The 23244-nt window shown below is 41.6% G+C and carries 23 protein-coding genes; 16 read left to right on the top strand and 7 right to left on the bottom strand.

The annotated features are described in order from the left end of the window. Positions 1-12: 12 nt before the first annotated feature. The 7 genes from sufD to yunB all read left to right on the top strand — a co-directional run bounded on the left by sufD (position 13) and on the right by yunB (position 7443). Positions 13-1320, top strand: a complete 1308-nt coding sequence (gene sufD, locus NIE32_RS08005; RefSeq protein ID WP_253054625.1) for a Fe-S cluster assembly protein SufD — start codon at positions 13-15, stop codon at positions 1318-1320. After that, positions 1320-2540: an aminotransferase class V-fold PLP-dependent enzyme gene (locus NIE32_RS08000; protein WP_253054623.1), complete on the top strand. Its 1221-nt coding sequence runs from the start codon at positions 1320-1322 to the stop codon at positions 2538-2540. The genes sufD and NIE32_RS08000 overlap by 1 nt, the downstream gene beginning before the upstream one ends. Then, entirely contained in the window at positions 2530-2985 is a 456-nt protein-coding gene (gene sufU, locus NIE32_RS07995) for a Fe-S cluster assembly sulfur transfer protein SufU (RefSeq protein WP_253054621.1), read from the top strand. Before NIE32_RS08000 ends, sufU begins: the two co-directional genes overlap by 11 nt. Before the next feature lie 138 nt (positions 2986-3123). Then, positions 3124-4530 carry a Fe-S cluster assembly protein SufB gene (sufB, locus tag NIE32_RS07990; RefSeq protein WP_253054619.1) on the top strand — a complete coding sequence of 469 codons (1407 nt, stop codon included), beginning with the start codon at positions 3124-3126 and terminating at the stop codon, positions 4528-4530. Between the two features lie 204 nt (positions 4531-4734). Then, entirely contained in the window at positions 4735-6096 is a 1362-nt protein-coding gene (locus NIE32_RS07985; protein WP_253054617.1) for a bifunctional metallophosphatase/5'-nucleotidase, read from the top strand. 63 nt (positions 6097-6159) lie between these two features. After that, positions 6160-6462 carry a YunC family protein gene (locus tag NIE32_RS07980; protein WP_253054615.1) on the top strand — a complete coding sequence of 101 codons (303 nt, stop codon included), beginning with the start codon at positions 6160-6162 and terminating at the stop codon, positions 6460-6462. A 156-nt stretch (positions 6463-6618) separates the two neighbouring features. Continuing rightward, complete coding sequence (yunB, locus tag NIE32_RS07975) at positions 6619-7443, top strand: sporulation protein YunB (RefSeq protein ID WP_253054613.1); 825 nt, start codon at positions 6619-6621, stop codon at positions 7441-7443. Positions 7444-7451: 8 nt separating this feature from the next. Here yunB and NIE32_RS07970 read toward each other — a convergent pair whose 3' ends face one another. Beyond that, complete coding sequence (locus tag NIE32_RS07970; protein ID WP_253054611.1) at positions 7452-8450, bottom strand: M23 family metallopeptidase; 999 nt, start codon at positions 8448-8450, stop codon at positions 7452-7454. Between the two features lie 196 nt (positions 8451-8646). On the opposite strand from NIE32_RS07970, the gene NIE32_RS07965 reads away from it, so the two are divergent. From NIE32_RS07965 to NIE32_RS07955, 3 genes are all read left to right on the top strand, one after another. Next, on the top strand, positions 8647-8925 hold the full coding sequence (locus NIE32_RS07965) for a YutD family protein (protein ID WP_253054806.1): 279 nt from the start codon (positions 8647-8649) through the stop codon (positions 8923-8925). 163 nt (positions 8926-9088) lie between these two features. Beyond that, the gene (locus NIE32_RS07960; RefSeq protein WP_253054609.1) at positions 9089-9856 is read left to right on the top strand and encodes a TIGR01457 family HAD-type hydrolase; all 768 of its coding nucleotides are present in this window, start codon (positions 9089-9091) and stop codon (positions 9854-9856) included. A gap of 188 nt (positions 9857-10044) precedes the next feature. Then, a complete protein-coding gene (locus NIE32_RS07955; RefSeq protein WP_494337183.1) occupies positions 10045-10998 on the top strand; it encodes a hypothetical protein in 954 nt (317 codons plus the stop codon). A gap of 72 nt (positions 10999-11070) precedes the next feature. Here NIE32_RS07955 and NIE32_RS07950 read toward each other — a convergent pair whose 3' ends face one another. From NIE32_RS07950 to NIE32_RS07935, 4 genes are all read right to left on the bottom strand, one after another. Further along, on the bottom strand, positions 11071-11292 hold the full coding sequence (locus NIE32_RS07950) for a NifU family protein (RefSeq protein WP_253054605.1): 222 nt from the start codon (positions 11290-11292) through the stop codon (positions 11071-11073). Between the two features lie 348 nt (positions 11293-11640). Further along, on the bottom strand, positions 11641-12006 hold the full coding sequence (locus NIE32_RS07945; RefSeq protein ID WP_253054603.1) for a HesB/IscA family protein: 366 nt from the start codon (positions 12004-12006) through the stop codon (positions 11641-11643). 73 nt (positions 12007-12079) lie between these two features. After that, positions 12080-12922 (bottom strand): diaminopimelate epimerase, encoded by an 843-nt coding sequence (gene dapF, locus NIE32_RS07940; protein ID WP_253054804.1) that lies wholly within the window; start codon positions 12920-12922, stop codon positions 12080-12082. Positions 12923-12992: 70 nt separating this feature from the next. Beyond that, positions 12993-13223 (bottom strand): hypothetical protein, encoded by a 231-nt coding sequence (locus tag NIE32_RS07935; RefSeq protein WP_253054601.1) that lies wholly within the window; start codon positions 13221-13223, stop codon positions 12993-12995. A gap of 613 nt (positions 13224-13836) precedes the next feature. Between NIE32_RS07935 and NIE32_RS07930 the strand changes: the two genes are divergently transcribed. The 5 genes from NIE32_RS07930 (at position 13837) to NIE32_RS07910 (ending at position 20542) form a co-directional block, all read left to right on the top strand. Beyond that, positions 13837-15483 carry a type 2 periplasmic-binding domain-containing protein gene (locus NIE32_RS07930; protein WP_253054599.1) on the top strand — a complete coding sequence of 549 codons (1647 nt, stop codon included), beginning with the start codon at positions 13837-13839 and terminating at the stop codon, positions 15481-15483. 69 nt (positions 15484-15552) lie between these two features. Further along, positions 15553-16452, top strand: coding sequence for an ABC transporter permease (locus NIE32_RS07925; RefSeq protein WP_253054597.1), 900 nt, complete (start codon positions 15553-15555; stop codon positions 16450-16452). A gap of 15 nt (positions 16453-16467) precedes the next feature. Beyond that, positions 16468-17349 carry a carbohydrate ABC transporter permease gene (locus NIE32_RS07920; RefSeq protein WP_253054595.1) on the top strand — a complete coding sequence of 294 codons (882 nt, stop codon included), beginning with the start codon at positions 16468-16470 and terminating at the stop codon, positions 17347-17349. A 29-nt stretch (positions 17350-17378) separates the two neighbouring features. Beyond that, positions 17379-18065 carry a DUF624 domain-containing protein gene (locus NIE32_RS07915; protein ID WP_253054594.1) on the top strand — a complete coding sequence of 229 codons (687 nt, stop codon included), beginning with the start codon at positions 17379-17381 and terminating at the stop codon, positions 18063-18065. 80 nt (positions 18066-18145) lie between these two features. Further along, complete coding sequence (locus NIE32_RS07910) at positions 18146-20542, top strand: glycoside hydrolase family 31 protein (RefSeq protein WP_253054592.1); 2397 nt, start codon at positions 18146-18148, stop codon at positions 20540-20542. Positions 20543-20707: 165 nt separating this feature from the next. Here the strand turns inward: NIE32_RS07910 and NIE32_RS07905 are convergent, their stop codons facing one another. Beyond that, positions 20708-21058, bottom strand: a complete 351-nt coding sequence (locus NIE32_RS07905) for a DUF1462 family protein (RefSeq protein WP_253054590.1) — start codon at positions 21056-21058, stop codon at positions 20708-20710. A 415-nt stretch (positions 21059-21473) separates the two neighbouring features. Between NIE32_RS07905 and NIE32_RS07900 the strand changes: the two genes are divergently transcribed. Then, positions 21474-22691, top strand: a complete 1218-nt coding sequence (locus NIE32_RS07900) for an NAD(P)/FAD-dependent oxidoreductase (RefSeq protein WP_253054588.1) — start codon at positions 21474-21476, stop codon at positions 22689-22691. Between the two features lie 123 nt (positions 22692-22814). On the opposite strand, the gene NIE32_RS07895 is transcribed toward NIE32_RS07900, so the two are convergent. Next, a complete protein-coding gene (locus NIE32_RS07895; RefSeq protein WP_253054586.1) occupies positions 22815-23177 on the bottom strand; it encodes a helix-turn-helix domain-containing protein in 363 nt (120 codons plus the stop codon). Positions 23178-23244: the final 67 nt, after the last annotated feature.

The raw sequence follows: 23244 nt of genomic DNA, 5'->3' as shown, positions 1-23244 counted from the left end.
GGAGGGTTGACTATGTCTATGCAGTTGCAAAATCTTCCCTTTGATTCGGAAGATATCGCAAAATTTTCTAGAGATCGAAATGAACCGAACTGGTTCTCAGAACTACGGATGAAGGGCTTAAACTTGGCAGAAGAACTGCCGCTTCCTAAGCCCGAGAAGACAAGAATTGCCGATTGGAATTTTACTGATTTTAATTATGATACGAGTAGTGCCGCAGTCAACAACTTGAGTGACCTTCCTGAAGATATTCGCCGACTAATGAATAACGGTGATGGAGCTGGAAATGTGCTTGTTCATGTGAATAGCTCAGCTGTTTATCATCATCTTTCTCAGGAACTTATTGATCAAGGTGTTATCTATACGGATCTTGCGACAGCTTTGCGGGATCATAGTGATTTGTTTGCAAAGTATTATTTCAAGACGACATCCATTAAGAAACACAGACTGACTGCGTTGAATGCTGCACTCGCTAATGGGGGATCCTTTCTTTATATTCCTAGGAATGTTGTGATTTCCGAACCTGTTCAGGCTGTTTACTATCAGAATGCACCATCTGCCGGTCTCGTTGCACATACAGTTGTGGTTGCTGAACAAAGCAGTGCGGTTACCTTTGTTGAGAGCTATCTCTCTGATCCAATTGTTGGAAAAGGTGTTGCAAACATTGTCAGTGAAGTGGTTGTTGGTGAGAACGCACAAGTTAAGTATGGTGCAGTCGATGAATTCTCAGATCAAATGATTACTTATGTAAACAGGCAGGCAGAAGTAGCAAGGGACGGTAGTATTCAGTGGGCGCTCGGTCAAATGAATGACGGCAATACGTTATCGGAAAACGCAACAAACCTTCAAGGTGATGGTGCTGCTGCCGACATTAAAGCAGTAAGTATTGGCAGTGGATCCCAGAAACAGAATTTTGATAATTATGTACGTCATGTGGGCAAAGCGACAAAAAGTCAATTGCTTGTCCGTGCTGCACAAAAGGATGCATCAAATTCCATCTTTAACGCGCGGACCAAAATCGAACACGGTGCCTCAGGAGCTGACGGCGAACAAACGCAACGGGTACTGATGCTTAGCGATCAAGCACGTGGGGATGCAAATCCTATTCTGTTAATTGACGAGTACGATGTCATTGCAGGACATGCGGCATCCGTTGGCCGCGTTGACCCGGATCAGCTGTACTATTTAATGAGCCGCGGTATCAAACAAGAAACGGCAGAGAAGCTCATTGTTGAAGGATTCCTTGCACCAATCGTTGACTTGCTTCCTATTGAGGGTGTTCGTAAGCAGCTTGCAACATTAATTGAAAGGAAAGTTGGCTAATGGACATTCAATCAATTCGGCAAGACTTTCCTATTCTTAATCAACAAGTGAACGGACACAAGCTCGTCTATCTAGACAATGCAGCGACTTCTCAGAAACCAACATCTGTGATTCAGACGATGGTTGACTACTATGAAAAATATAACTCGAATGTTCATCGCGGGGTTCACACTTTAGGAACACTTGCAACGGATCGCTACGAGGAAGCACGTGAGAAAATTCGTCGCTTTATCAATGCAAAAAGTGAGAAGGAAATCATTTACACAACCGGAACAACTCAGAGTCTTAATTTGATCGCATACGGATACGGAATGGCAAATTTGCATAAGGGTGACGAAATAGTGATCACTCCAATGGAACATCATGCCAATTTGATTCCTTGGCAACAAGTTGCCAAAAAGACAGGCGCAATTCTTCGTTATTTTCCTATGGAATCCGATGGAACGCTCGATCTCGAAAAGGTTAGAGCAACGATCACAGATCAAACGAAAATCGTCTCGGTTACGGAAGTTTCTAATGTATTGGGTACGGTCAATCCGGTTAAAGCCATTGCGAAAATCGCTCATGATCATGGAGCAATCATGGTTGTTGATGGTGCACAAAGTACGCCACATATGTCCGTTGATGTTCAGGATCTTGATGCAGATTTCTTTGCTTTCTCGGGACATAAAATGCTCGGACCAACAGGTATCGGTGTCCTCTATGGCAAACAGATGTTACTGGAAAATATGGAACCGGTTGAGACCGGCGGTGAGATGATTGATGAAGTCGGCTTCCAGAGCGCCACTTGGGCAGAGCTTCCTTGGAAATTAGAGGCTGGCACCCCACATATTGCAGGTGCAATCGGCCTTGGTGCTGCTATTGATTATTTGGAGTCAATCGGTATGGATGACATTCAGCAGTATGAAGAACAATTGTCAGAAAAAGCATATGAAGTTCTTTCAAATATGGACGGAGTTACTGTCTATGGTCCGGGTAAACGTTCAGGACTTGTTTCCTTTAATATTGACGGCGTGCATCCACATGATGTATCCACGGCGCTTGACTCTGAAGGAATTGCTGTACGCGCAGGACATCATTGTGCACAACCACTGATGAGTTGTCTGAGATGTGAATCCACTGTACGTGCAAGCTTTTATTTCTATAATTCAGAAGATGAAATTGAAGCTCTGGCTAGAGGAATTAAAGAGACAAAGGAGTTCTTCGGACATGTTGTTTAACAATCTTGATCAGCTTTACCGATCAGTGATCATGGACCATTACAAGAAACCACGAAATCGTGGTGAACTTGAAGGCGAACATTGTGTAACTGTCAACATGAACAACCCATCATGTGGGGATAAAATTCAGATTTCACTTGAACTGAAGGACAATAAGGTTGTTGATGTGAAATACATGGGTACCGGTTGCGCCATCAGTCAATCTTCTGCTTCCATGATGACTGAAGCCATCAAAGGTTTGCCCATTGAAAAAGTTCATCAATTAACCTTTGATTTTTCCGAAATGGTTCAAGGACATGAGCATAATGATGATTTAGATCTTGGCGATGCCGAGGCACTTCATGGTGTCTCACAATACCCAGCACGCATCAAATGTGCGACGCTTGCATGGAAAGCCGTAGAGAAAGCACTGCGTGAGGCAGATAAAGAAAAAGCACAACAATAATCCAACAATTTTGTGAATTGTGGTACACTTGTTTTGTAACCATGATCCTGACTTTTGAATGAAACGGTATGATCCCGTGATATATGGCGATGAGCAAAACATCGCACAATTCTGTAATGAAAAAGGAGGAATCCGGTGATGGCAACAGAACAACAAAAATTGCCTGAAATTGAAGAATACAAGTATGGTTTCCGGGAAAAAGATGTCTCTGTGTTCCGTACAAAGCGTGGTCTGACCGAAGATATTGTGCGCGAAATTTCCAAGAAGAAAAATGAACCGGAATGGATGTTGAATTATCGCCTTAAAGGGCTTCATCACTTTTATAAAAGACCAATGCCACAATGGGGTGCTGATCTGAGCGGCTTGAATTTCGACGATCTGACTTACTATGTTAAGCCGGTTGAGAATCAAGGGCGTTCATGGGAAGAGGTACCAAGCGAAATCAAGGATACCTTTGATAAATTAGGTATTCCTGAAGCTGAACGTAAATATTTGGCTGGTGTTTCTGCCCAATATGAATCCGAAGTTGTCTACCATAGCATGAAAGAAGAGCTTGAAAAAGATGGGGTTATTTTCCTTGATACGGATACAGCCCTGCAAAAGCATGAAGAACTCTTTAAGCAATATTTTGGTAAAGTCATTTCATTTGCCGATAATAAGTTCTCGGCCCTAAACGCTGCATGTTGGTCCGGCGGCTCCTTTGTTTACATTCCAAAAGGGGTTGTTTGCAAGACACCGCTTCAAGCGTATTTCCGTATTAACTCAGAAAGCATGGGACAGTTTGAACGTACGTTAATTATTGTTGACCAAGGTGCGTCTGTTCATTATGTAGAAGGTTGTACAGCGCCTGTATACTCCAGCAGTTCATTGCACAGCGGGATCGTTGAGATCTATGTGTGCAAAGATGCTTATTGTCGCTATACGACGATTCAGAACTGGGCAAATAATGTCTATAATTTGGTTACGCAACGTGCCATTTGTGAAGAGCATGCAACGATGGAGTGGGTGGATGGCAACATCGGCTCTGCAGTCACGATGAAATACCCTTCAGTTGTATTAAAAGGTGAAGGGTCCCGAGGAAGTACGTTAACAATTGCGATTGGTGGAAAGGGTCAGAATCAAGATTCTGGGTCGAAGATGATTCACCTCGCTCCAAATACGTCGTCCACCATCATTTCAAAATCGATTGCGAAGAATGGCGGTAACGTTACTTATCGAGGAAAAGTACACTTTGCGCCTAATGCGAAGAATTCACGCTCACATATTGAGTGCGATACATTAATTATGGATGACAAATCGACTTCGGATACTATTCCTTACAATGAGGTGCTCAATAAAGACATCTCGATGGAACACGAAGCAAAAGTATCTAAAGTTTCTGAAGAGCAGTTGTTCTATTTGATGAGCCGCGGTTTGACAGAACAAGAAGCGACGGAAATGATTGTCATGGGCTTTATTGAACCCTTTACGAAAGAACTGCCAATGGAATACGCCGTAGAAATGAACCGTCTCATTAAATACAACATGGAAGGTTCGATCGGCTGATTAAGAACCTATTTCTTGCATACCTTTCAATTCGCTGTGAAGCGAGTTGGAGGGTTTTGTTTTTTTTCGTAAATAGGCAGGAAAGACTTTGCATACAACTTGACAGAGATCAAGAGCATAAGACTAAAATAGATACGGAGCGCGGAGAATAGACAATGCGCAACCGAAGTTGTGGATTCGTTTTTTCATTTAGGAGGCATAAGTTTGATTACACTCCATTTTTTACATACTAATGATATTCACAGCCATCTTCATTCATGGGGCTGTCTCGTTCGTTATCTGAATCAAGAGCGGCAGCATCTTAATGAAATCGGGGAACCTTTTTTAACCGTTGATCTTGGTGATCACATGGATCGTGTTCACCCGTTGACTGAAGGATTACTTGGTGTCGGCAATGTTCAATTACTGAATGATGCTGGTTATGATGTGGTCACAATCGGAAACAATGAAGGGATTACGTTTACAAAAGAACAAATTAGCGCCGCATATCTGATGCGCCATTTTCAAATTGTACTTGCTAATCTGTATGATCAAAGAACAGGGGAGCGCCCAGAGTGGTGTAGACCCTATGTGATTCATAAAATGCAAGGTGTTCGGGTGGGAATGATTGGCTTAACAGCAGCATTTCCTCCATTCTATAGCCAATTAGGATGGACCATTAAGGATCCATATTCTGAACTGAAACGCATAGTAGAGCAGATCCGAGCAGATGTGGATGTACTCGTTTTGCTATCACACGTTGGGCTACCCTTTGATCAGCGTGTCGCAGAAGAGATTGGTGGCATCGATGTGATTATCGGCGCACATACCCATCATGTGCTTGAACAAGGCATGCGTGTTGGGCACACCTTAATTGCGCAAGCAGGAAAATACCTCAAATATGCCGGTCATATTGTCGTTGACTACGATGAACAAGCAAAACGGATTGTGCATAAGGGCGCGGACCTGATAACGATCCGTGAACCTTCTGATTCGTTAGCAGACCGTGAAGTGGCGAAGCTCACTGAAAAAGGCATCGCGAATATGCAAAAGGTTGTCGCTAATCTGGATCATCAACTACCGGTTGATTGGTTTAAAGAGAATGAATTAAACACACTCATGGCCGATGCACTTAGGATGTGGTGTGATGCGGAAATTGGTCTGGTAAACGCAGGGGTGATCTTAGATGGTCTACCCAAAGGTCCGGTGACAAAATATAGTGTTCATCGGATCTGTCCGCATCCAATCAATCCGTGTAGAGTGGAAATCTCCGGTGAGGAAATCATTGAAATGATACGGATTGGATTATCAAAATCATTCCAAAATTATGAGCTAAAGGGCTTTGGTTTTCGGGGCAAACTTATTGGGAAATTGATTTTCAGTCATTTGACTTACGAAACAAGTGGAATGGAACCGATTAATGTGCGAATCAATGATCAGCCCATACAACTTAAGAAACACTACAGCATTGGTACCATTGATATGTTTACCCTAGGTTCTTTACTTCCACCGATCGTAAAGGCAAAACACCGATTTTATTTACCGGAAACATTGCGCGATTTACTTGGCTGGGTACTCACGAAATAGATGGGACATTAGTCACTTCCTTTATCATCTCTCCATAGGATAAATGAGGAGGGAGGCTTGAATATGATTGATGTACAACCGATTACTATTGATGGTGCGCTTTATCAAGGAGTCAGTGTATCCTTACCTAAAACAACGCTGATTGTCATTACAGGGAAGACAGGCTACATTATGTGCGGCGCACTTGACGTGCAGTTACTTAATAATAAATTAGCCGATCGAGATATCGTTGCCGGGAAAGCAGTTGGCGTACGTACAATTGATGATCTTCTTGAAGCACCGCTTGCCGAAGTTACTGTTGGTGCAGAGAAGCGAGGCATTCATGTCGGAACGACTGGTAGAGAAGCTCTGAGAAAAATGGCATAATTGATCGTATTCATCAAATGTTTGATTTCAATTTAGATTAGTAAAGGTTCTTCTATGCCTCTACTAATCTTTTTTCTTTTTATTCGTTCAGATCAGAGAGAAAAAAGATGTAACCAACCACCACCCAGCATATAAATGATGTGGAGGAGGGTTGTCATGTTCAAGCCAAGCAGACGCTACAGACGAAAGAACATGTCCATCAAACATGCACTTTTCCTGTCTTTCTTGATTTTTATTCTTTGTGTATCCATCGCCATTTGGACAGTTAACGAGAAGATGAAGCCCGCTGTAATGGACATCGCACTCACGCAGACAGAGCAAATTGCCAACTACGCAATGAATTATGGGATTGGGCAAAATGTGCTCAGTAACATTCAGGGGAAGAGTGATCCTAACGAAATTCCAAAATTTATTCCCAATAAAATGATCATTACACATCTGACGGCCCAAAATGAAGTCAGCAGCTATGATATAAATACAGAAGAAGCGAACCGTCTTAAAGGATTGGTTTCTAATCGTATTCTTTGGTTTCTACGGGCTGCAGAAAAGGGAAGGATTTCCCTAACCAATGGGCATGCTGATGATCTATACTATAGTAAGCATCATGATGGAGCTGCACTCGTTGCTGATATTCCCCTTGGCCAGATCCTTAACAATGCTCTACTCAGTAATTATGGTCCTAGAGTACCTGTTGAGATGGATGTAGTCAGTAATGTAGAAAGTGACATTAATTGGGAGTATAAGAATGTTGGGATTAATAATATTGTTTTTTTCATGTATCTTGATGTTAAAGTTAAAGTTGATGTCATTGTCCCCTTCGAAATGAAAACAAAAACAATTACGCAACATATTCCTATTGGTTCTAAATTATTACCAAAAGATATTCCTTATTATTACAGTTCAAATGGTTCTGGTATTTCAACATCGGTACCCATTGAGCAACCAAACGCAAACCAAAATCAATCAAGTAACAAGAAATGATGATGCCATTAACGTGTCGTTGTTTGCTGATCTTCGCGTTCCCAAATTCTCAAAACGGGATAAGGATCAACGGAATATTCCGTTCTTCCGTTGTCACGGTAAAGCCCATAATGAAGATGTGGGGGAAATTTTCCCATTGTGCCTTTTGGTCCATAGCCGGAACTGCCGACATAGCCGATGACTTGTCCTGGTTTTGTAATCACACCGCGATGTAGACCAGGAGCATATCCGTTGAGATGAGCAAAATAGTGATAATTACCTTTGATATCCCGAAGACCGATGCGCCAGCCGCCATAGTTATTCCAGCCAATTAGTTCAATGACACCGTAGACTGTCGCGCGTACCGGTGTGCCATAATCCGCAAAGATATCGGTGCCTTCATGGATGCGTCGTCCGCCCCAGCCGCGCTTGGCTCCCCATGTCGATGCGTAGTCATAATTATAATTCAGCGGTACCGGGAACGCATGTTGCGAGAGGTGGGTAGCATCTGCCTTCTCGTAGAGACGCGCGAAATCCTCAATCATATCAACGGCCTTGCCTCGGTGATAGAGCGACCAAAGACCAATGCGTGTATTTTGCCGTCCGGGTCCAAACTGTGTGAGCTGTTCTGCAAAGCTATAGAGTCGATCCTCAGCATCCTTAAGTGACGCACGGCCATCCCCGTTGCCATCTTTACCGATTCCACCAAAGAGCGAAATGGTTTTGGGGTCATGATCATTCGAATTTGGGTTCAAGGGACCCGCCCACTGCTTTTTAGTGAACGTAATGCTAATTAATTCATCGTGTTTCGAAGACACACGATCACTCTGTAAAGACGCTATATTGTGTGCATATTGGTCACAACCGGCAAGTACGCTCCATTGGATTCCCGTGAGCGCCGCTGTTTTTAGGTACAAGCTTTTTCGTTTTTGATCGTCGAGATTCGCGTTGTCTTTTCCATATACTGGAAAGACGGCAGAGAGCAAGATGAATAATACACAACATGATAATTGTAAACGGGCAGTCATCTTAGCATAACGGTCCTTTCTTTTTTAAGTGAAGACTGAAGCAGGCGCCTTTTTCAGAACCCAAGTGTTCTGCTATAATGGTGTATAAGTAGCCGAAGGATCTCACTTCTGTCGGTATGCTTTGCATGTTATTCATCGCCTATAAAGGCCATGCCCAACGGCAAGCTAGAGGGGAGGTATCCCGTTGACCAGCTCAATGGTTTCTGTGGATCATCATCATTATGAAGTGATTGAAAATGTTCGGAACGGCTGGAATGAGGAAGCCTTTTTAAAACGGTACAGCGATATTCTGAACAAATTTGATTATATTGTCGGAGATTGGGGCTATGAACAGCTCAGACTCCGAGGGTTTTATGAAAACCATAATCCGAAATCGACGTTTGACACGAAAATTAATACACTCGTTGATTATATTGTCGAGTATTGCAGTTTTGGCTGTGCATATTTTGTACTAAAAAAGATCGACAGCAAATAATCGTAAGAATTTTCAGAGCAGATTTACTTCATTTAATTTGATATGTTAAAAAGTAGTTTGCTCAAAATCATCAAAATAATAAATGTTACAGATATTTACATGTCAATGTTTTTAATTGGTGCAGTTAATTATGAGATGTGGAGTAAAGACGGGGGTTCTTATCGTGGAAAAGTATGATGCATTTTTACTTGATCTTGATGGAACAGTTTATCGTGGAAAAGAAGAAATACCTGAAGCAGTCGCTTTTGTGAAAACACTCAAAAGAAAAGGGCTTCGCTACTTATTTGTGACGAATAACTCAACACGTACAAAAGAGGCGGTGGCGGATCAGTTAAGTGGATTCGGCATTCCGTGTACACCTGATGATGTATTGACGACGAGTATGGCTACGGCAAGTTATATTAAAGCGCAGAAGCCTGATGCCAAAGTACTCTATATTGGTGAACAAGGCTTAAAACAAGCAATGGAACAAGCGGATCTTCATTATGAAGATAGAAATCCGGACTATGTTGCATTTGGCATGGATCGACAGATTACATATGAAAAATATAGTAAAGCTTGTCTTGCGATACGCTCCGGCGCTAAGTTCGTTTCCACCAATCCGGATGTTGCATTACCTAATGAACAAGGACTTGTACCAGGAAACGGCGCACTGACGTCAGTAATTACCGTATCGACAGGTGTGCAGCCTGTTTTTATCGGAAAACCTGAACCGATTATTATCGAACTGGCGCTTCAAAAAATCGGTACGACGAAGCAACGTACATTGATGATCGGTGATAATTATGATACCGACATTATGGCAGGGATAAATTCCGGTATAGACACGTTGATCGTGCATACGGGTGTCACATCTGAAGAAGCATTGAGGACAAAACCAATCCAACCAACTTATTCACTGAAGTCCCTAAGTGAATGGATTTTTAACTGACCAAAAGGAGCTTATCGGCGGCATCATTATGATGTTGCCGATTTTTTGTGCATGATTTTACAAAGGGAATAAAAGCATCAATAAAAAAAAGGATGTGCACGCAGTCCATGTGGTCATGAATTGGGTGATCGATCGATAGAATGTACAAAGAAGTGCACTTGATAAAGCGAGGAGGAAAATTGGTGAAAATGCTGGATTGGCATGCAATCGTCGATCGTGAGTATGAGTTGTCGCTTAATGACCATCCGCTTACACTTTATTTTCAACCGGTAAGTGCTTTTTATCACCAACAGTTAGATACGATTGCACAGTGGGCAGACTATCTAAATCTTGAAAAGGGCTTGCCCGTGAGCAGAATGTTCCGTAACCGTGCTGGAAAATGGGGTACTTTAATTGGCGGCGAAGAATGGGTGCTGATGTGTCGGCCGATTATGAGCCAATTCACGGGTATGAGCGCAGGGGTAGGTCTTGCTGAGTTGCATCTTCAGACCTCCATGGTCGATGTTCACTTATTTCCTGAATCTCCTTTAATGACAAGAAATAGGGATTGGGAGAAACGAATTGATGTGTTAGAAGCGAAGGAACTTGCGAATCGTTCTCTTGAACGACGATCCGTTTTCGAGAGGCTATTCTCAAATCGATTTGCTTATTTCTTAGGCTGTGCCGAAAATGCCATTCAAATGATGGTCGAGGGCTCAATTAATTTTCCAAATGAACAATCTGTTTGTTTTGGTCATTATCGTTATTCTATGATCAACGGAATTGCTGAAGAAAATCCGGGACAATGGGTTGTGGATGACCGTTCGAGAGATCTTGCAGAGGCACTTCGTGTAATCGGCTGGCAGCAGGGGAGGCGAACGCTTGAAGAGGAGATGAATACTTTTCTGAATGATTATGAATCGCGATTTCCTTTGACAGAGCAGGTGACGAGCGCGATGTACGCGCGGCTGTTATATCCACTTTCCTATGTGGAATGTTGTGAACGCTATTTCTTTGAGTCCAATCCAAGTGAGCAACGTGAACAGGAAGTGCTCCTCCGTCAATGTGAAGAGAAGATCGGTGACTATGAGTATCTGCTTTCAATCCTTGCTAAGCGCTATGCTGGACAATTCACGGCACCGGAGTGGTTGCTTGAGAAATAATGAAGCAGATATAAAAGCACCGTCTGACTTGAGAAAAGCCAGACGGTGCTTGGTGTTCACCAGTTCTATTATTTAAAAGACTTGTTCGAGTTCTTTAATTCCGGGAACATTTTCAACGAGTGCGCGTTCGATGCCGGCTTTCAATGTGAGCGTTGAACTTGGACAATTGCCACAAGCGCCGAGCAGACGAACGCGCACAATACCGTCCTCAACGTTTAGCAGCTCAACATCTCCGCCATCGCGTAGCAAATAAGGACGCAGCTTTTCCAGCACTTCTTCGACTTGATTATACATACACACACTCCTCACTGTTACATTTATCATCATTATAACTTTTTTAGTTAGGAAAATCTATTTTTTATTCCTCAACAGTATGTGATCACTTTTTCTCAGTGGGGGTTTTGGTGCTCGCTTGCCGTGGGCGTATCGCACCAAACCATTCTCAGTTTAGCACATTTTGACCTCCGAGAACTTTTTGATCCATACGCCTCACCAGTTTCGTTGATCCATTGATGAAAATAACAGAATAAAACCTCCTGAAGTTGGATTTTATATTGTCCGACCACAGGAGGTCTGTTCATTTATTCTGTTAGAGAGTTTAAGGACTTTTACTGATCACTCAAAAACGAATGCATTAATCCCTTAACAATCACATTGCTTTGCAGGTTGGCCTTCGTTGCCTTCGGTTTTGAATGAGTGACCGCATCCGCAGGTTGAAATAGCGTTCGGATTATCGATTGTAAATCCGCCGCCATCAAGATTTTGCTTAAAATCAATGGTTACGCCGTCTAGTAGTGGTGCACTGTTTTGATCAACAACAACTTTAAAGCCATTGCCGTCAAATGCCTGATCACCATCAACCATTTTATCGTCGAATCCCATTCCGTAAGTCAGCCCGGAGCATCCGCCACCACCGACACCGACACGAAGAAATAGGCCTTCTCCCGGTTCGTTCTCTATCATTTCCTTGACGCGAAAGCTTGCTGCATCGGTCAATGTTAAATTCATTTTCCTTCAGCTCCTTATTTGAGTTAATCTCATTATAACGTGATGTGCGTTTAATCACAATCAAACATCTTTGTCACTGTTGAAGATAGAAACCTTCACAGATCGTTTCAGCATCACCGGTCATCAGAACATGATTGGTGTCTGATCGCCATTCAATGGTCAAGTCTCCACCTTCAAGGTGAACAGTCACGGGTACATCTTTGACTACTTTTTCCTCTAGAATTGATGCAACGACTGATGCACAGGCGCCTGTTCCACAAGCCTGAGTAATTCCTGAACCGCGTTCCCACACGCGATAATTCACTTCGTGATCTGTTAACTTTTGAACAAAGCCAACATTGACACCGTTCGGGAAAAGCGGATCCGTGTCTGCAAGTTTCGCGCCCAATTTGTGGATCGGTGCTTTGTCAATATGATCGACGAAGAACAGAGCATGTGGATTACCCATAGATACACCGGTGAATGTATACGTAACGCCATCAACTATTAGTTTCTCACGAATGACTTTTTCTGTTTCATTTCCGCCAGCAACAGGGATTAAACCCCTTTCCAGAATAGGTTCACCCATATCCACAGTCACCTGTTCGACAACACCATTCTTTACGTGGACCTGCGCTTGTTTGTTACCGGACAAGGTTTCGATTGAAAAGCGCTCTGCTTGGACAAGATGATGTTCATAGGCGTATTTTGCGACGCAACGCAAACCATTTCCACAATTCATTGCCTCAGATCCATCTTTATTAAAGATTCGCATTTTAACATCCGCCTGATCCGATGGTAAAATTAAGATCAATCCATCCGAACCGATCCCTTTATATGGATCTGAGACCTTCATTGAAAGATCAGGAAAAGAAGGAACAGAGAGTTTGTTTGTGATCCCATCCAAATAAATATAACAATTGCCTAATCCATGCATTTTCGTAAATGGTATTTTTTGTTCCAATATCATCGCTCCAGTTCTCTATTCACAGGCAACTACATTTCTTTTATCTCAATGTCTGTGCTGCCCAGATATAATCACTGTCCATACTTTCAATGACAATTTTTTCATGGCAGCAAGGCATAACGATATGTGTTTTTATCCCTTCAAAAGCACCCTCAACGGCTTCCTTCTTTATAGTAAGCAATACTGGTGATTGGTGACAGAATGGACACTCCTCAAAATAAAGATCACCAGCAACACGTTCGTACGGCCAACTGTGATGAAAATCGAGCATAAGTGATCCTCCTCGCATAAAAGTTACTCGAGATACACGTATCCTTAATTACAGACAGAATACTTCTCTCAGTCGCAAGCAGTTAGTGGTATCTTTTCACGACGATTTACACGATTTACATGACGATCTAATCGAACCATCTTTTAATTGGAAATTCAATGTAAACAATCCTATGAGTAGCATAGCACAAACTTTTGAATAAGCAATGAAGGTTACTCATGAACATACAGCGATGATTCGGATGGTCGTGTTCATCAAGATGTTTTCATAACGGGAGTACCTATAGTTTTTCTCTCTGTGCGGTTCCGTCAAAAATTAGCTACGATCAGACAATAATATCGGACTAGAGTAAGGCAGGATCGAACGGTTGAAACGACGTAGACGCAGAGTTAAAAAATTCGATAAGTATTTTGTGAATTTGTATTGTAAGCGCTTTATCTATATGTTAATATAAATCATGCATTCAGGTGTTACGTTACACTTTTACCGATGTTTATCTAGAATAAGACAGGAAATTACAGATCACAAGTTTAGTTGGAGAGGAGACGTAATGAGTAACAAAATTGGGATTATTCATTTTTCCATGAAAGATAAGACAAAGGGGGAATTATAAATGAAAAAGTTTTTAACATTGTTTGCTGCAGTGTTGATGCTTCTCAGTGTTTTATCAGGATGTAAGATGGGGTCTAATCAGAGTTCCAATTCAAAATCAGTTGCATCACCTCAAGAACTAAAGCCTTTCGGAAAATATAAGAAAACAGTCACGTACACCATTGGCAAGGCAACGCCAGGGATCCCAAAACTTCCAAAAGGTCAGACTTATGAAGACAATGCTTATACCAAATATTTAAAAGATACACTTAATATTCAGAGTAAAGACAAATTTGAAGCGCAAACTGGAGATCCATATGACCAGAAGGTGTCAATGGCCGTTGCTTCTGGTGACTTGCCTGACATAATGGCTGTCAATGCAGATACATTGAGACAATTAGTTGCGAATGACAGTATTGCCGACTTAACAGATGTCTATAAATCCAGCGCATCGGACTTTATAAAAGCAAAATATAATTCATACAATGGCCGGGCATTGAAGGCGGCTACATTTGATGGAAAATTAATGGCACTACCATCGACACAAAATGCTAATATTCCAACCATGCTTTGGATCCGTCAAGATTGGCTGGATAAGCTTGGGCTAAAAGCACCAAAAACTGTCGATGACATGGAAAAAGTGTTAACCGCTTTTGTAAAAAAAGATCCAGGGAACAATGGCAAAGGAAATACGGTAGGCTTGGCACTTTCTAAATCGGTTGGTGGCAATTATGGGTCCCTTTTCGTAGCCGATAATATTTTCGCTACTTACAACTCATTTCCACGTCAATGGATTAAACAAAATGGCAAGGTTGTCTATGGATCGACTACTAATGAAACGAAGCAAGGCCTTAGTAAATTGGCGGACTGGTATAAGAAAGGGTTGATTGATCCTCAAATGGCTGTTCGTGACAGCATTGAATCGTTGATCATCAGCGGTCAAGCCGGTGCATTCTTTGGCCCATGGTGGTCCGGAGATTATCCATTGAACTCTGCGATAAAGAAAAACCCGAAAGCAAATTGGAAACCCTATATCATTTCAAAAAATGGAGATGGCAAAATCACTGCCTACACTCAGAATCCAGTTTCTGAATTTTATGTGGTTCGAAAAGGGTTTAAGCACCCTGAATTGTTACCTAAAATTGCAAGCGCTATCAATGACAAACTTGTTCGTGAAGATAAAAATTATAAACCAGTTGTTGATTTTGTAAGAGGCGGTTACGACGGTGGGAAACCATTAAACGTGATGATTAATTTTAATGATGCAACGGCCCAAATGTACAAAGATTTAAAAGCTACAGTAGATGGCAAAAAAGATCCAAAGAGTCTATCCCTCGACGATTCAACTTCATATAACAATATTGAAAATTATTTGAAGAATCCTAAAAATCCGGATCCTAATGCTTGGAGTGGCTACACGTCCAGAATTGTTGCAGGAAAGTTAATGGCGAATACCCCGATTAAAGAAGTGAATCCGGTTTTCTTCGATCAAACCAAAAGTATGAAGCTCAAGTGGGCGAACCTCGTTAAGTTGGAAGATGAAACATTCTTGAAGATTGTGACCGGTCAAAAAAGCGTAAATGACTTCGGTACTTTCGTCAAACAGTGGAAGAGCACAGGTGGGACTCAGATTACACAAGAGGTTGTTCAAGCAATAAAAGAGAAGTGATACAGATATGGGTACAATTCACTTTTGTACCCATATTTAAAATTTATTCCCGAATGGGGAGGACAGGACATGTGGAAAAGAAAGTATAGATCTGGCCAACTGGGTTATCATCTCATGATGGCACCGGGAATGATCTTTCTCATTATTTTTAGTTTCGTACCGATGTTCGGAATTGTCATGGCATTTCAGGATTATGTACCTGCGAAAGGAATATTAGGCTCGCAATGGGTAGGGCTAACCAACTTTGAGTATATGCTACAAATTCCAGACAGCTGGAACATTTTACGAAATACAGTGTTGATTGCATTAGGAAAAATTATTTTTGGAACGATTGTACCGATCGTTTTTGCTCTATTACTAAATGAAATCAGGCTAAAATGGGCAAAAAGATCAATCCAGACGATTGTCTATTTACCAAATTTTCTTTCGTGGGCCGTTGTGGCCGCTATTGTGATCAATGTCTTTGATTACCATGGACCCATTAACAGCTTCTTGCAGGCATTTGGTCATCAACCCATTATGTTCTTGGCCAGCAACGACTGGTTCAGGACGGTAATTATCGGATCGGATGTCTGGAAAAATTTTGGCTACGGTGCAATTGTCTACTTGGCAGCTTTAACGGGGATTGATCCGGGACTTTATGAAGCCTCATCCATTGATGGGGCGAATCGCTTTCAGCAATTGCTACATGTTACCTTTCCTGGGATTTTACCGACAATCATGTTGATTTCTGCACTTAATCTTGGAAATATATTAAATGCCGGATTTGATCAGATTTACGCGTTGTATAACCCTATTGTCTATGAGACCGGTGATGTTATTGATACTTACGTTTATCGTGTTGGTCTTTTAGGTCAGCAATATAGTTTTGCTACAGCGATCGGTCTTTTAAAGTCTGTCGTATCGTTCACATTGCTTATTGCAGCCAATAAATTGTCAATTAAATTTGCAAATTTGAGAATCTTTTAAGGGAGGGTGCGCAAAATGATTAAATCGAAAACATTCGGAAGCTACTTGTCAGATATCATCATTTGGACCGTATTGCTGCTCCTTACAGCGCTCTGCTTTCTCCCATTAATGAATATGGTTTCTGTCTCATTTAGCGACAGTACGGCGGCTCAAGCCAATCAGGTTGGATTGTTGCCAGTAAACGTTAACTTCAATTCCTATCGTCTACTATTGGAAGATGCACAGTTTTGGCGCTCATTTATGATCTCGGTAGAGCGAGTTGTTCTAGGTACTGCACTAAACCTACTGTTAACGGTTTTGATGGCCTACCCATTATCGAAGAACACCAAGCAGTTTGGAGCACGTAATATCTACATGAACGTTATGATCTTTGCTATGCTCTTTTCCGGCGGGATGATCCCTTTATTCATCGTAGTGAAAAGCCTTGGATTGATGGACACTATTTGGTCACTAATCCTTCCAGGAGCTGTACCTATTTTTAATGTTATTTTATTGATGAACTTCTTCAAAAGTATTCCTGATTCATTAGAAGAAGCGGCAATTATGGACGGAGCATCAAAATTAAAAATTTTGTTCAAGATCTATTTGCCCATTTCATTGCCGGCACTTGCAACCATTGGGTTGTTCTCAATTGTAGGACACTGGAATGATTATTTTAGTGGCTTGCTGTATATGAACAGCTCTGCAAACTTTCCTTTGCAAACCTATATTCAACAGTTAAATGTTGACGTCACGAAAATTACAGATCCTTCGCAGTTAAAAGCAATAGCGTCGGTTTCAAACAAAACACTGAACGCAGCAAAAATTGTTGTCTCAATTATACCAGTTTTACTGATCTATCCATTTCTTCAAAAGTATTTTACATCTGGATTGGTGATCGGATCGGTCAAGGAATAAGCAAGGGTTGATTTTGGAGGTGATGGAAGATGAACTGGATGCATTTCAGCGATCAATTGATTAAATGGGTTTATCTTATCTTAAAACTAACTGGAATTTGGTGGCTATTTAATAGCCCTTATGCTTTTCTCGGAGCAGTACTTCTGTTGGTACATGATCCAAGCAGTGTCCATTCAGTTTTTATCACGAGTGTTGCGTTATTACCGTTTGTCGCTATACCTGCTTTAGTCGCTATGCTTGCCACTGCAAGAAGGTATGGAAGGGATGATCGTTCTTTTTCTTTTCTAAAATCTTTTTGGTCCTATTATCGAAGAGACTATAAAAAAAGCATAATTCTGGGAGGAGTCAACACCGGGATGCTGATTCTTTTCTATTTTGCATCAAGGTATTATGCTGAGCTTTCTTCGTTATTAACCGCTGTCTTTTACCTTCTACTTTTTGTGACACCTTTTTTCTTTTTACTCGTGTACAGTTTCTTGGTCGATCAGCAATTATCGTTAAAAACTTACTTTTCAAATACTATATTTCTTTCTCTCAAGCATCCGCTAAACACATTACTAATGATTATGGATATCGTGGTTGCCATTTTCCTGATGTGGAAGATATTTCCGCCTCTGTTGGTTCTCGTTTTGCCTGGTTTGGTTGCTTTGGTTACCACTCACTTTTATCAAAAAAGTATGGATACAGAAATTAGAAAACAACAGCCAAGTGCTTGAACGCTTCCATCAGTTCCATAAGACTGGCTGTTTCGCTGCAAATGACTAAAATCCAAAAAATAAGTGAACGGAGGATTCATATGTTTGGAAAATTAAAGGGCTACGAGGAAAAGGATCACACTGTTTGTATTGAATTTGAGAAAGGAAAAGGATTCATTGAAGTTATCACGCCGACCATTATCAACTTCTTTTCACCGCTGGTTTCAGAGCGCCGAATTTCCAAGGCTGTTGAAGATTTGCAAAGAGAACATGCGCCTTTTACGGTCGATTATTCGGATGCACAGCTCACTGTTCGGACTGAAAAACTGACGGTTACGATCTCTGATGAATTCTTGGTTGATCTTTATGATGCGAATGGAAAACGATTATGTGCAGATTACAGAGGAAGTGCCCAGCCGTTTGTAAGAAGAGGATCCGGAGAAGGTTTAGAGATGGCTGCTGAAGAAGGACACAAGATCGAGGCCGAACGAAATCGTCAAAAGGTTCGGGTTCTGAAGAAGATGGAACGTGATTTGTATTTTTATGGTTTAGGGGACAAAACAGGTCATCTGAATAAGAAGGGTTATCATTATAAAATGTGGAATACAGATGACCCAAGTCCGCATGTTGAAAGCTTTGAAGCCATGTACAAATCCATTCCTTTCCTAATTGCTCTGAAGGAAAAGGTAGCCTATGGTATCTTTTTCGACAATACTTATGAATCCGTATTTGATCTTGGTAAAGAGAACAGCGACTATTTCTCATTTGGTGCAGTGGATGGAAATCTTGATTACTACTTTATTTATGGACCTTCTGTTCAGGACGTTGTCGGGGGCTACACCTACTTAACCGGTAAAACACCGCTTCCTCAATTATGGACACTTGGCTACCAACAGAGTCGCTGGTCTTATACGCCTGAGAAGCGGATGCGCGAGCTTGCGAATACCTTCAGAGAAAAAGATATTCCGTGTGATGTCATCCACTTAGACATTGATTACATGGATGGCTTTCGTGTCTTTACGTGGGACAAGAAAAAATTTCCTAAACCAGAACAGACATTGAAAGAGCTTAAGCAACAGGGGTATAAAGTGGTCACGATTATCGATCCGGGTGTTAAAAAAGATAAGGGCTATCCGATTTATGATGAGGGATTGGCCCATCAATATTTTGCAACGGATAAGGATGGTGTGCCTTATGTGAATAAGGTTTGGCCAGGAGATTCACTATATCCTGATTTTTCAAATGAGCCTGTCAGAAAATGGTGGGCCAGCAATCAAAAAATCATGACCGATCTCGGTGTAGCCGGTATTTGGAATGACATGAATGAGCCGGCAAGCTTCAACGGTCCGCTTCCTGATGATGTTGCTTTTCATAATGATGGGATCCAGACAGATCATCGTGAGATTCACAATGTATACGGTCACTACATGTCCAAAGCAACTTATGAAGGACTAAAAAAAGCGACAGGAAAGCGGCCATTTGTGATAACTCGTGCGTGCTATGCAGGTACTCAAAAGTATTCGACCGTTTGGACCGGAGACAACCAGAGCCTGTGGGAACATTTAAGAATGTCTTTGCCGATGCTAATGAATCTCGGATTGAGCGGAATCGCATTTTGCGGAACGGATGTTGGCGGTTTTGGATTCGATTGCACGCCGGAACTTTTGGCTCGCTGGATGCAGGTCGGCACCTTTACGCCGTTGTTCCGCAATCATTCAAGTATCTTTACAAGAGATCAGGAACCATGGGCCTTCAATGAAGAGACTGAAGAAATAAGCCGTAACTATATAAAACTTAGATATCAGTTGCTTCCATACCTTTATGATCTTCTCCATAAAGGTGAATCAACAGGATTACCGATCATTCGCCCATTGCTCCTGCATTACCAGGACGATCAGAATACTTACGAAATCAATGATGAATTCATGTGCGGCGAGCATATCCTTGTCGCTCCGGTGATTGGTCAGGGAGAAACCTCACGGATTGTCTACTTACCAAAAGGGAACCGGTGGATAGATTATTGGACAAAGCAAGTTTTTGACGGCGGTCAGTCGATCATCAAAGAGGCACCGCTTGATGTCTGCCCTATTTTTATCAAAGAAGGAAGTATTCTTCCTCTCTATCCGGTTCAGAATTACGTGGGGGAAAAAGAGGTTAACCAGCTGACTTTGGACATTTACCCTCTTGATAAAGGCGGGGACAGTCGTTATGTACATTATCAAGATGACGGTGAAAGTTTTGATTATCAGTCGGGCGTGTATAATCTGTATACATTTTCCATGAAGCGTGAAGACAATGATACGCTCTATATTGCAATGGAGAAAACCCATTCAGGTTACTTAAAGGAATACCAGTCGTTTAAATTTGTACTGAATGGTAGTCATCCATCTAAGATCATAATGAACGGGAAATCCTTACAGTTTGAGCGACTTGAAAATCAAACGGTTTTTGAAGTAGATGATCAGGCAGATCTAACGGTTGAACTACGCAATTGGTGATATCCTGAGTGAAAAAGGTAAAACCCAAGTCGCAGACATGCCTGCAGCTTGGGTTTAATCACTAATTTAGGCAATAAGATGACAAGCGCCTGCCCACCTCACTTCGGGATGAGGGTTCATTGATTAATGTCTGCACTTCGGATGAAGTGAGCTATGTCAAAAAAATTATTTTTCGTTCGACCGGTCGTTAACCGAATCAGTCAAGCCGAGATGACTACAATACTGAACCACCGGTTTAAGCGAGATAAAACCTTCACCGAGAACTTCATTGCCGGCAACAACGAGTGGATAAAAATACTCATCTGTCAAGATTTTTTTACTGTATAGCCGATCTGCATCTGTCTCCGGCTCGTATATATCAACATAGCGTACAGTGATTTTCTCATCGAACTTGCGTTTCAATGCAGCCTCAAGCCATTCAGCAGTTGCCTTGGCCGGCGGCGCTTGAACGCAGCTGGCACATTGTGCCTCTGCTCCGTATACAGTTAATTCCAATTGATTCACCTCAAGGATCATTGAATTTACTAATCAATATAGCAAATTTTTATTTATTCGTCACGAATGTGCGCATAGAGCGTTTTTACGTTGTGTTAAAGGTAGCCTCCTTATTATCTTGTAAAATCAAATATGGATTCTGTGGACATAATAAATCAGAGAATTAAGCCAATGTTTTTGTATAAAATAAATCGAAAGATGTAGAAAAAATTTGATTTAAAAAAGTGTGTATGACACAATTTCTCCTTGATATGTTAACAAAAAAGACATATTATTAATAAGGATACCAAGTGAATGTCAATCCATGCAACCAATAGGAGTGGTTAAATCACTTAAAGGTGCATGATACTGAAATAGCAGTACTTTTAATAATGGTAAACCGATTTTTAGTAATCTTTTATGACTATTTCTATTTCAAAGGTGGCTGTAAACAACCATGAGTAAGCCAAAAATTGTTATTTTGGGTGCAGGATACGGTGGAATGATGACAACCGTACGCCTCACAAAAGAATTAAGTGCAGAGGATGCAGAGATTACGCTGGTGAACAAACATAATTACCACTACCAGACAACCTGGTTGCATGAAGCGGCTGCAGGTACTATTCATCATGACCGCACAAGAATGTTGATTAAGAATGTTATTAACACGAAACGTGTGAACTTTGTCCAGGATTCAGTACAGTCGATTGACCGTGAGAACCACAAAGTGGCTTTAAAGAACGGTGAAATTGATTATGACTACCTTGTTATTGCACTTGGATTCGAGTCCAATACGTTCGGCATTAAAGGTTTGGATACAAATGCCTTTGCAATCCGCAGTGTCAATACGGCGCGCAAGATTCGGGAACATATTGAATATAAATTTGCAAGTTACAACAGCGATCCGGATGCAAAAGACAGTGATTTGACAATTGTTGTCGGCGGTGCCGGATTGAGCGGTGTTGAATTCCTTGGTGAATTAGTCGACCGTATTCCGGAACTTTGCAAAGAATATGATATCGATCCTAATAAAGTTCGGATTGTTGATGTTGAAGGCATGCCATTTGTCTTGCCTCCGTTTGATCGAGAGCTTGCAAACTATGCCCAGAAATATCTTGAAGGCAAGGGTGTGGAATTCAAACTGAATACCTTCATTAAAGAGGCAACTCCTGAAGGTGTCAAAGTTCAGAAGAAAGACAGCGAGGAATTGGAAGAAATTCAAGCGGGTACAGTTGTTTGGACTGGTGGTGTAAAGGCTAACCACATTCCAGCGGATTCCGGATTTGAGACAAACCGTGGCAAGATCCAGGTGACGGCAGATCTCCGCTCGCCGGAAGATGATCATGTATTTGCTGTCGGTGATGTTGCTGTGATCTTCCCACCTAATGCCGAACGCCCATATCCACCAACTGCACAGATTGCGATTCAAGCAGCGGAGAACATCGCTAAGAATATGAAACATATTCTGAAAGGTGAAGCTACTGAATCTTTTGTGTACAAGCCAAAGGGTACGGTTGCTTCACTTGGAGAAAAGGAAGCCATTGGTGTGGTATTTGATCACAAAATGACTGGCAAGCCTGCTGCAGCGATGAAGAAGGTTATTGATGACCGCTATCTGCTCATGCTTGGCGGTGTTCCATTAGTTCTGAAAAAAGGAAAACTGAACTTGCTTTAATTCTTTAATGTGAATAATAAAAGATCCGAATCCTCATTTGGGATTCGGATCTTTTTTGTATAAAATAGTCCTTACAAATGATCAACAGAGTAGTAATGCCTCAAGCAATCATGTGACTGATGTTCAATGCAACAGGTCCCATATTTTAATGAATTTCTTCGCTTGATCAGGATCATTCGCCATTTGATCAATTAATTGTTCAAGTCCTGGTATACTTTTTGTTTTTTTGAGCAAATCTTTATCCTCTAAACGCTCATACCCAGAAGAAGCCTCTTTCACAAAACCGACCCGACCGAGTAAGTAATCTGTGGATACATGGAAGTAATCTGCAATTTGTATGAGCATTTCCGGGTCAGGCTTACGAGCGCCGGATTCATAACGGCTAAGCTGGGCATTGGAAATATTTAGTTCGCGTGCCATTTCAAGTTGCGACAACTCTTTTTCGTCGCGTAAGAAACGGATTCTGCTCCCTAGTGTATTCCCCATCCAGAAAACCTCCCCCAAACTGACATGCTCGATAATCAAACAAATTTTACCATGTTCTTATTTGGTC

Origin of the sequence: Sporolactobacillus kofuensis (genome assembly GCF_024125425.1) — a bacterium.
GTDB classification, from domain to species: Bacteria; Bacillota; Bacilli; order Bacillales; family Sporolactobacillaceae; genus Sporolactobacillus; species Sporolactobacillus kofuensis.
This window is presented reverse-complemented; position numbering and strand designations above follow the sequence as displayed.

Bases quoted from the DNA above. Each gene is read 5' to 3' on its own strand.
- NIE32_RS07970 (WP_253054611.1), bottom strand. From the start codon at position 8,450: ATGACTGCCCGTTTACAATTATCATGTTGTGTATTATTCATCTTGCTC.
- NIE32_RS07910 (WP_253054592.1), top strand. From the start codon at position 18,146: ATGTTTGGAAAATTAAAGGGCTACGAGGAAAAGGATCACACTGTTTGT.
- NIE32_RS08000 (WP_253054623.1), top strand. From the start codon at position 1,320: ATGGACATTCAATCAATTCGGCAAGACTTTCCTATTCTTAATCAACAA.
- NIE32_RS07945 (WP_253054603.1), bottom strand. From the start codon at position 12,006: ATGAATTTAACATTGACCGATGCAGCAAGCTTTCGCGTCAAGGAAATG.
- NIE32_RS07905 (WP_253054590.1), bottom strand. From the start codon at position 21,058: ATGATCCTTGAGGTGAATCAATTGGAATTAACTGTATACGGAGCAGAG.
- dapF (WP_253054804.1), bottom strand. From the start codon at position 12,922: ATGCATGGATTAGGCAATTGTTATATTTATTTGGATGGGATCACAAAC.
- NIE32_RS07955 (WP_494337183.1), top strand. From the start codon at position 10,045: ATGCTGGATTGGCATGCAATCGTCGATCGTGAGTATGAGTTGTCGCTT.
- NIE32_RS07895 (WP_253054586.1), bottom strand. From the start codon at position 23,177: ATGGGGAATACACTAGGGAGCAGAATCCGTTTCTTACGCGACGAAAAA.
- NIE32_RS07925 (WP_253054597.1), top strand. From the start codon at position 15,553: ATGTGGAAAAGAAAGTATAGATCTGGCCAACTGGGTTATCATCTCATG.
- NIE32_RS07920 (WP_253054595.1), top strand. From the start codon at position 16,468: ATGATTAAATCGAAAACATTCGGAAGCTACTTGTCAGATATCATCATT.
- NIE32_RS07935 (WP_253054601.1), bottom strand. From the start codon at position 13,223: ATGCTCGATTTTCATCACAGTTGGCCGTACGAACGTGTTGCTGGTGAT.
- NIE32_RS07915 (WP_253054594.1), top strand. From the start codon at position 17,379: ATGAACTGGATGCATTTCAGCGATCAATTGATTAAATGGGTTTATCTT.
- NIE32_RS07980 (WP_253054615.1), top strand. From the start codon at position 6,160: ATGATTGATGTACAACCGATTACTATTGATGGTGCGCTTTATCAAGGA.
- sufU (WP_253054621.1), top strand. From the start codon at position 2,530: ATGTTGTTTAACAATCTTGATCAGCTTTACCGATCAGTGATCATGGAC.
- sufB (WP_253054619.1), top strand. From the start codon at position 3,124: ATGGCAACAGAACAACAAAAATTGCCTGAAATTGAAGAATACAAGTAT.
- NIE32_RS07900 (WP_253054588.1), top strand. From the start codon at position 21,474: ATGAGTAAGCCAAAAATTGTTATTTTGGGTGCAGGATACGGTGGAATG.
- NIE32_RS07950 (WP_253054605.1), bottom strand. From the start codon at position 11,292: ATGTATAATCAAGTCGAAGAAGTGCTGGAAAAGCTGCGTCCTTATTTG.
- NIE32_RS07965 (WP_253054806.1), top strand. From the start codon at position 8,647: ATGGTTTCTGTGGATCATCATCATTATGAAGTGATTGAAAATGTTCGG.
- yunB (WP_253054613.1), top strand. From the start codon at position 6,619: ATGTTCAAGCCAAGCAGACGCTACAGACGAAAGAACATGTCCATCAAA.
- NIE32_RS07930 (WP_253054599.1), top strand. From the start codon at position 13,837: ATGAAAAAGTTTTTAACATTGTTTGCTGCAGTGTTGATGCTTCTCAGT.
- sufD (WP_253054625.1), top strand. From the start codon at position 13: ATGTCTATGCAGTTGCAAAATCTTCCCTTTGATTCGGAAGATATCGCA.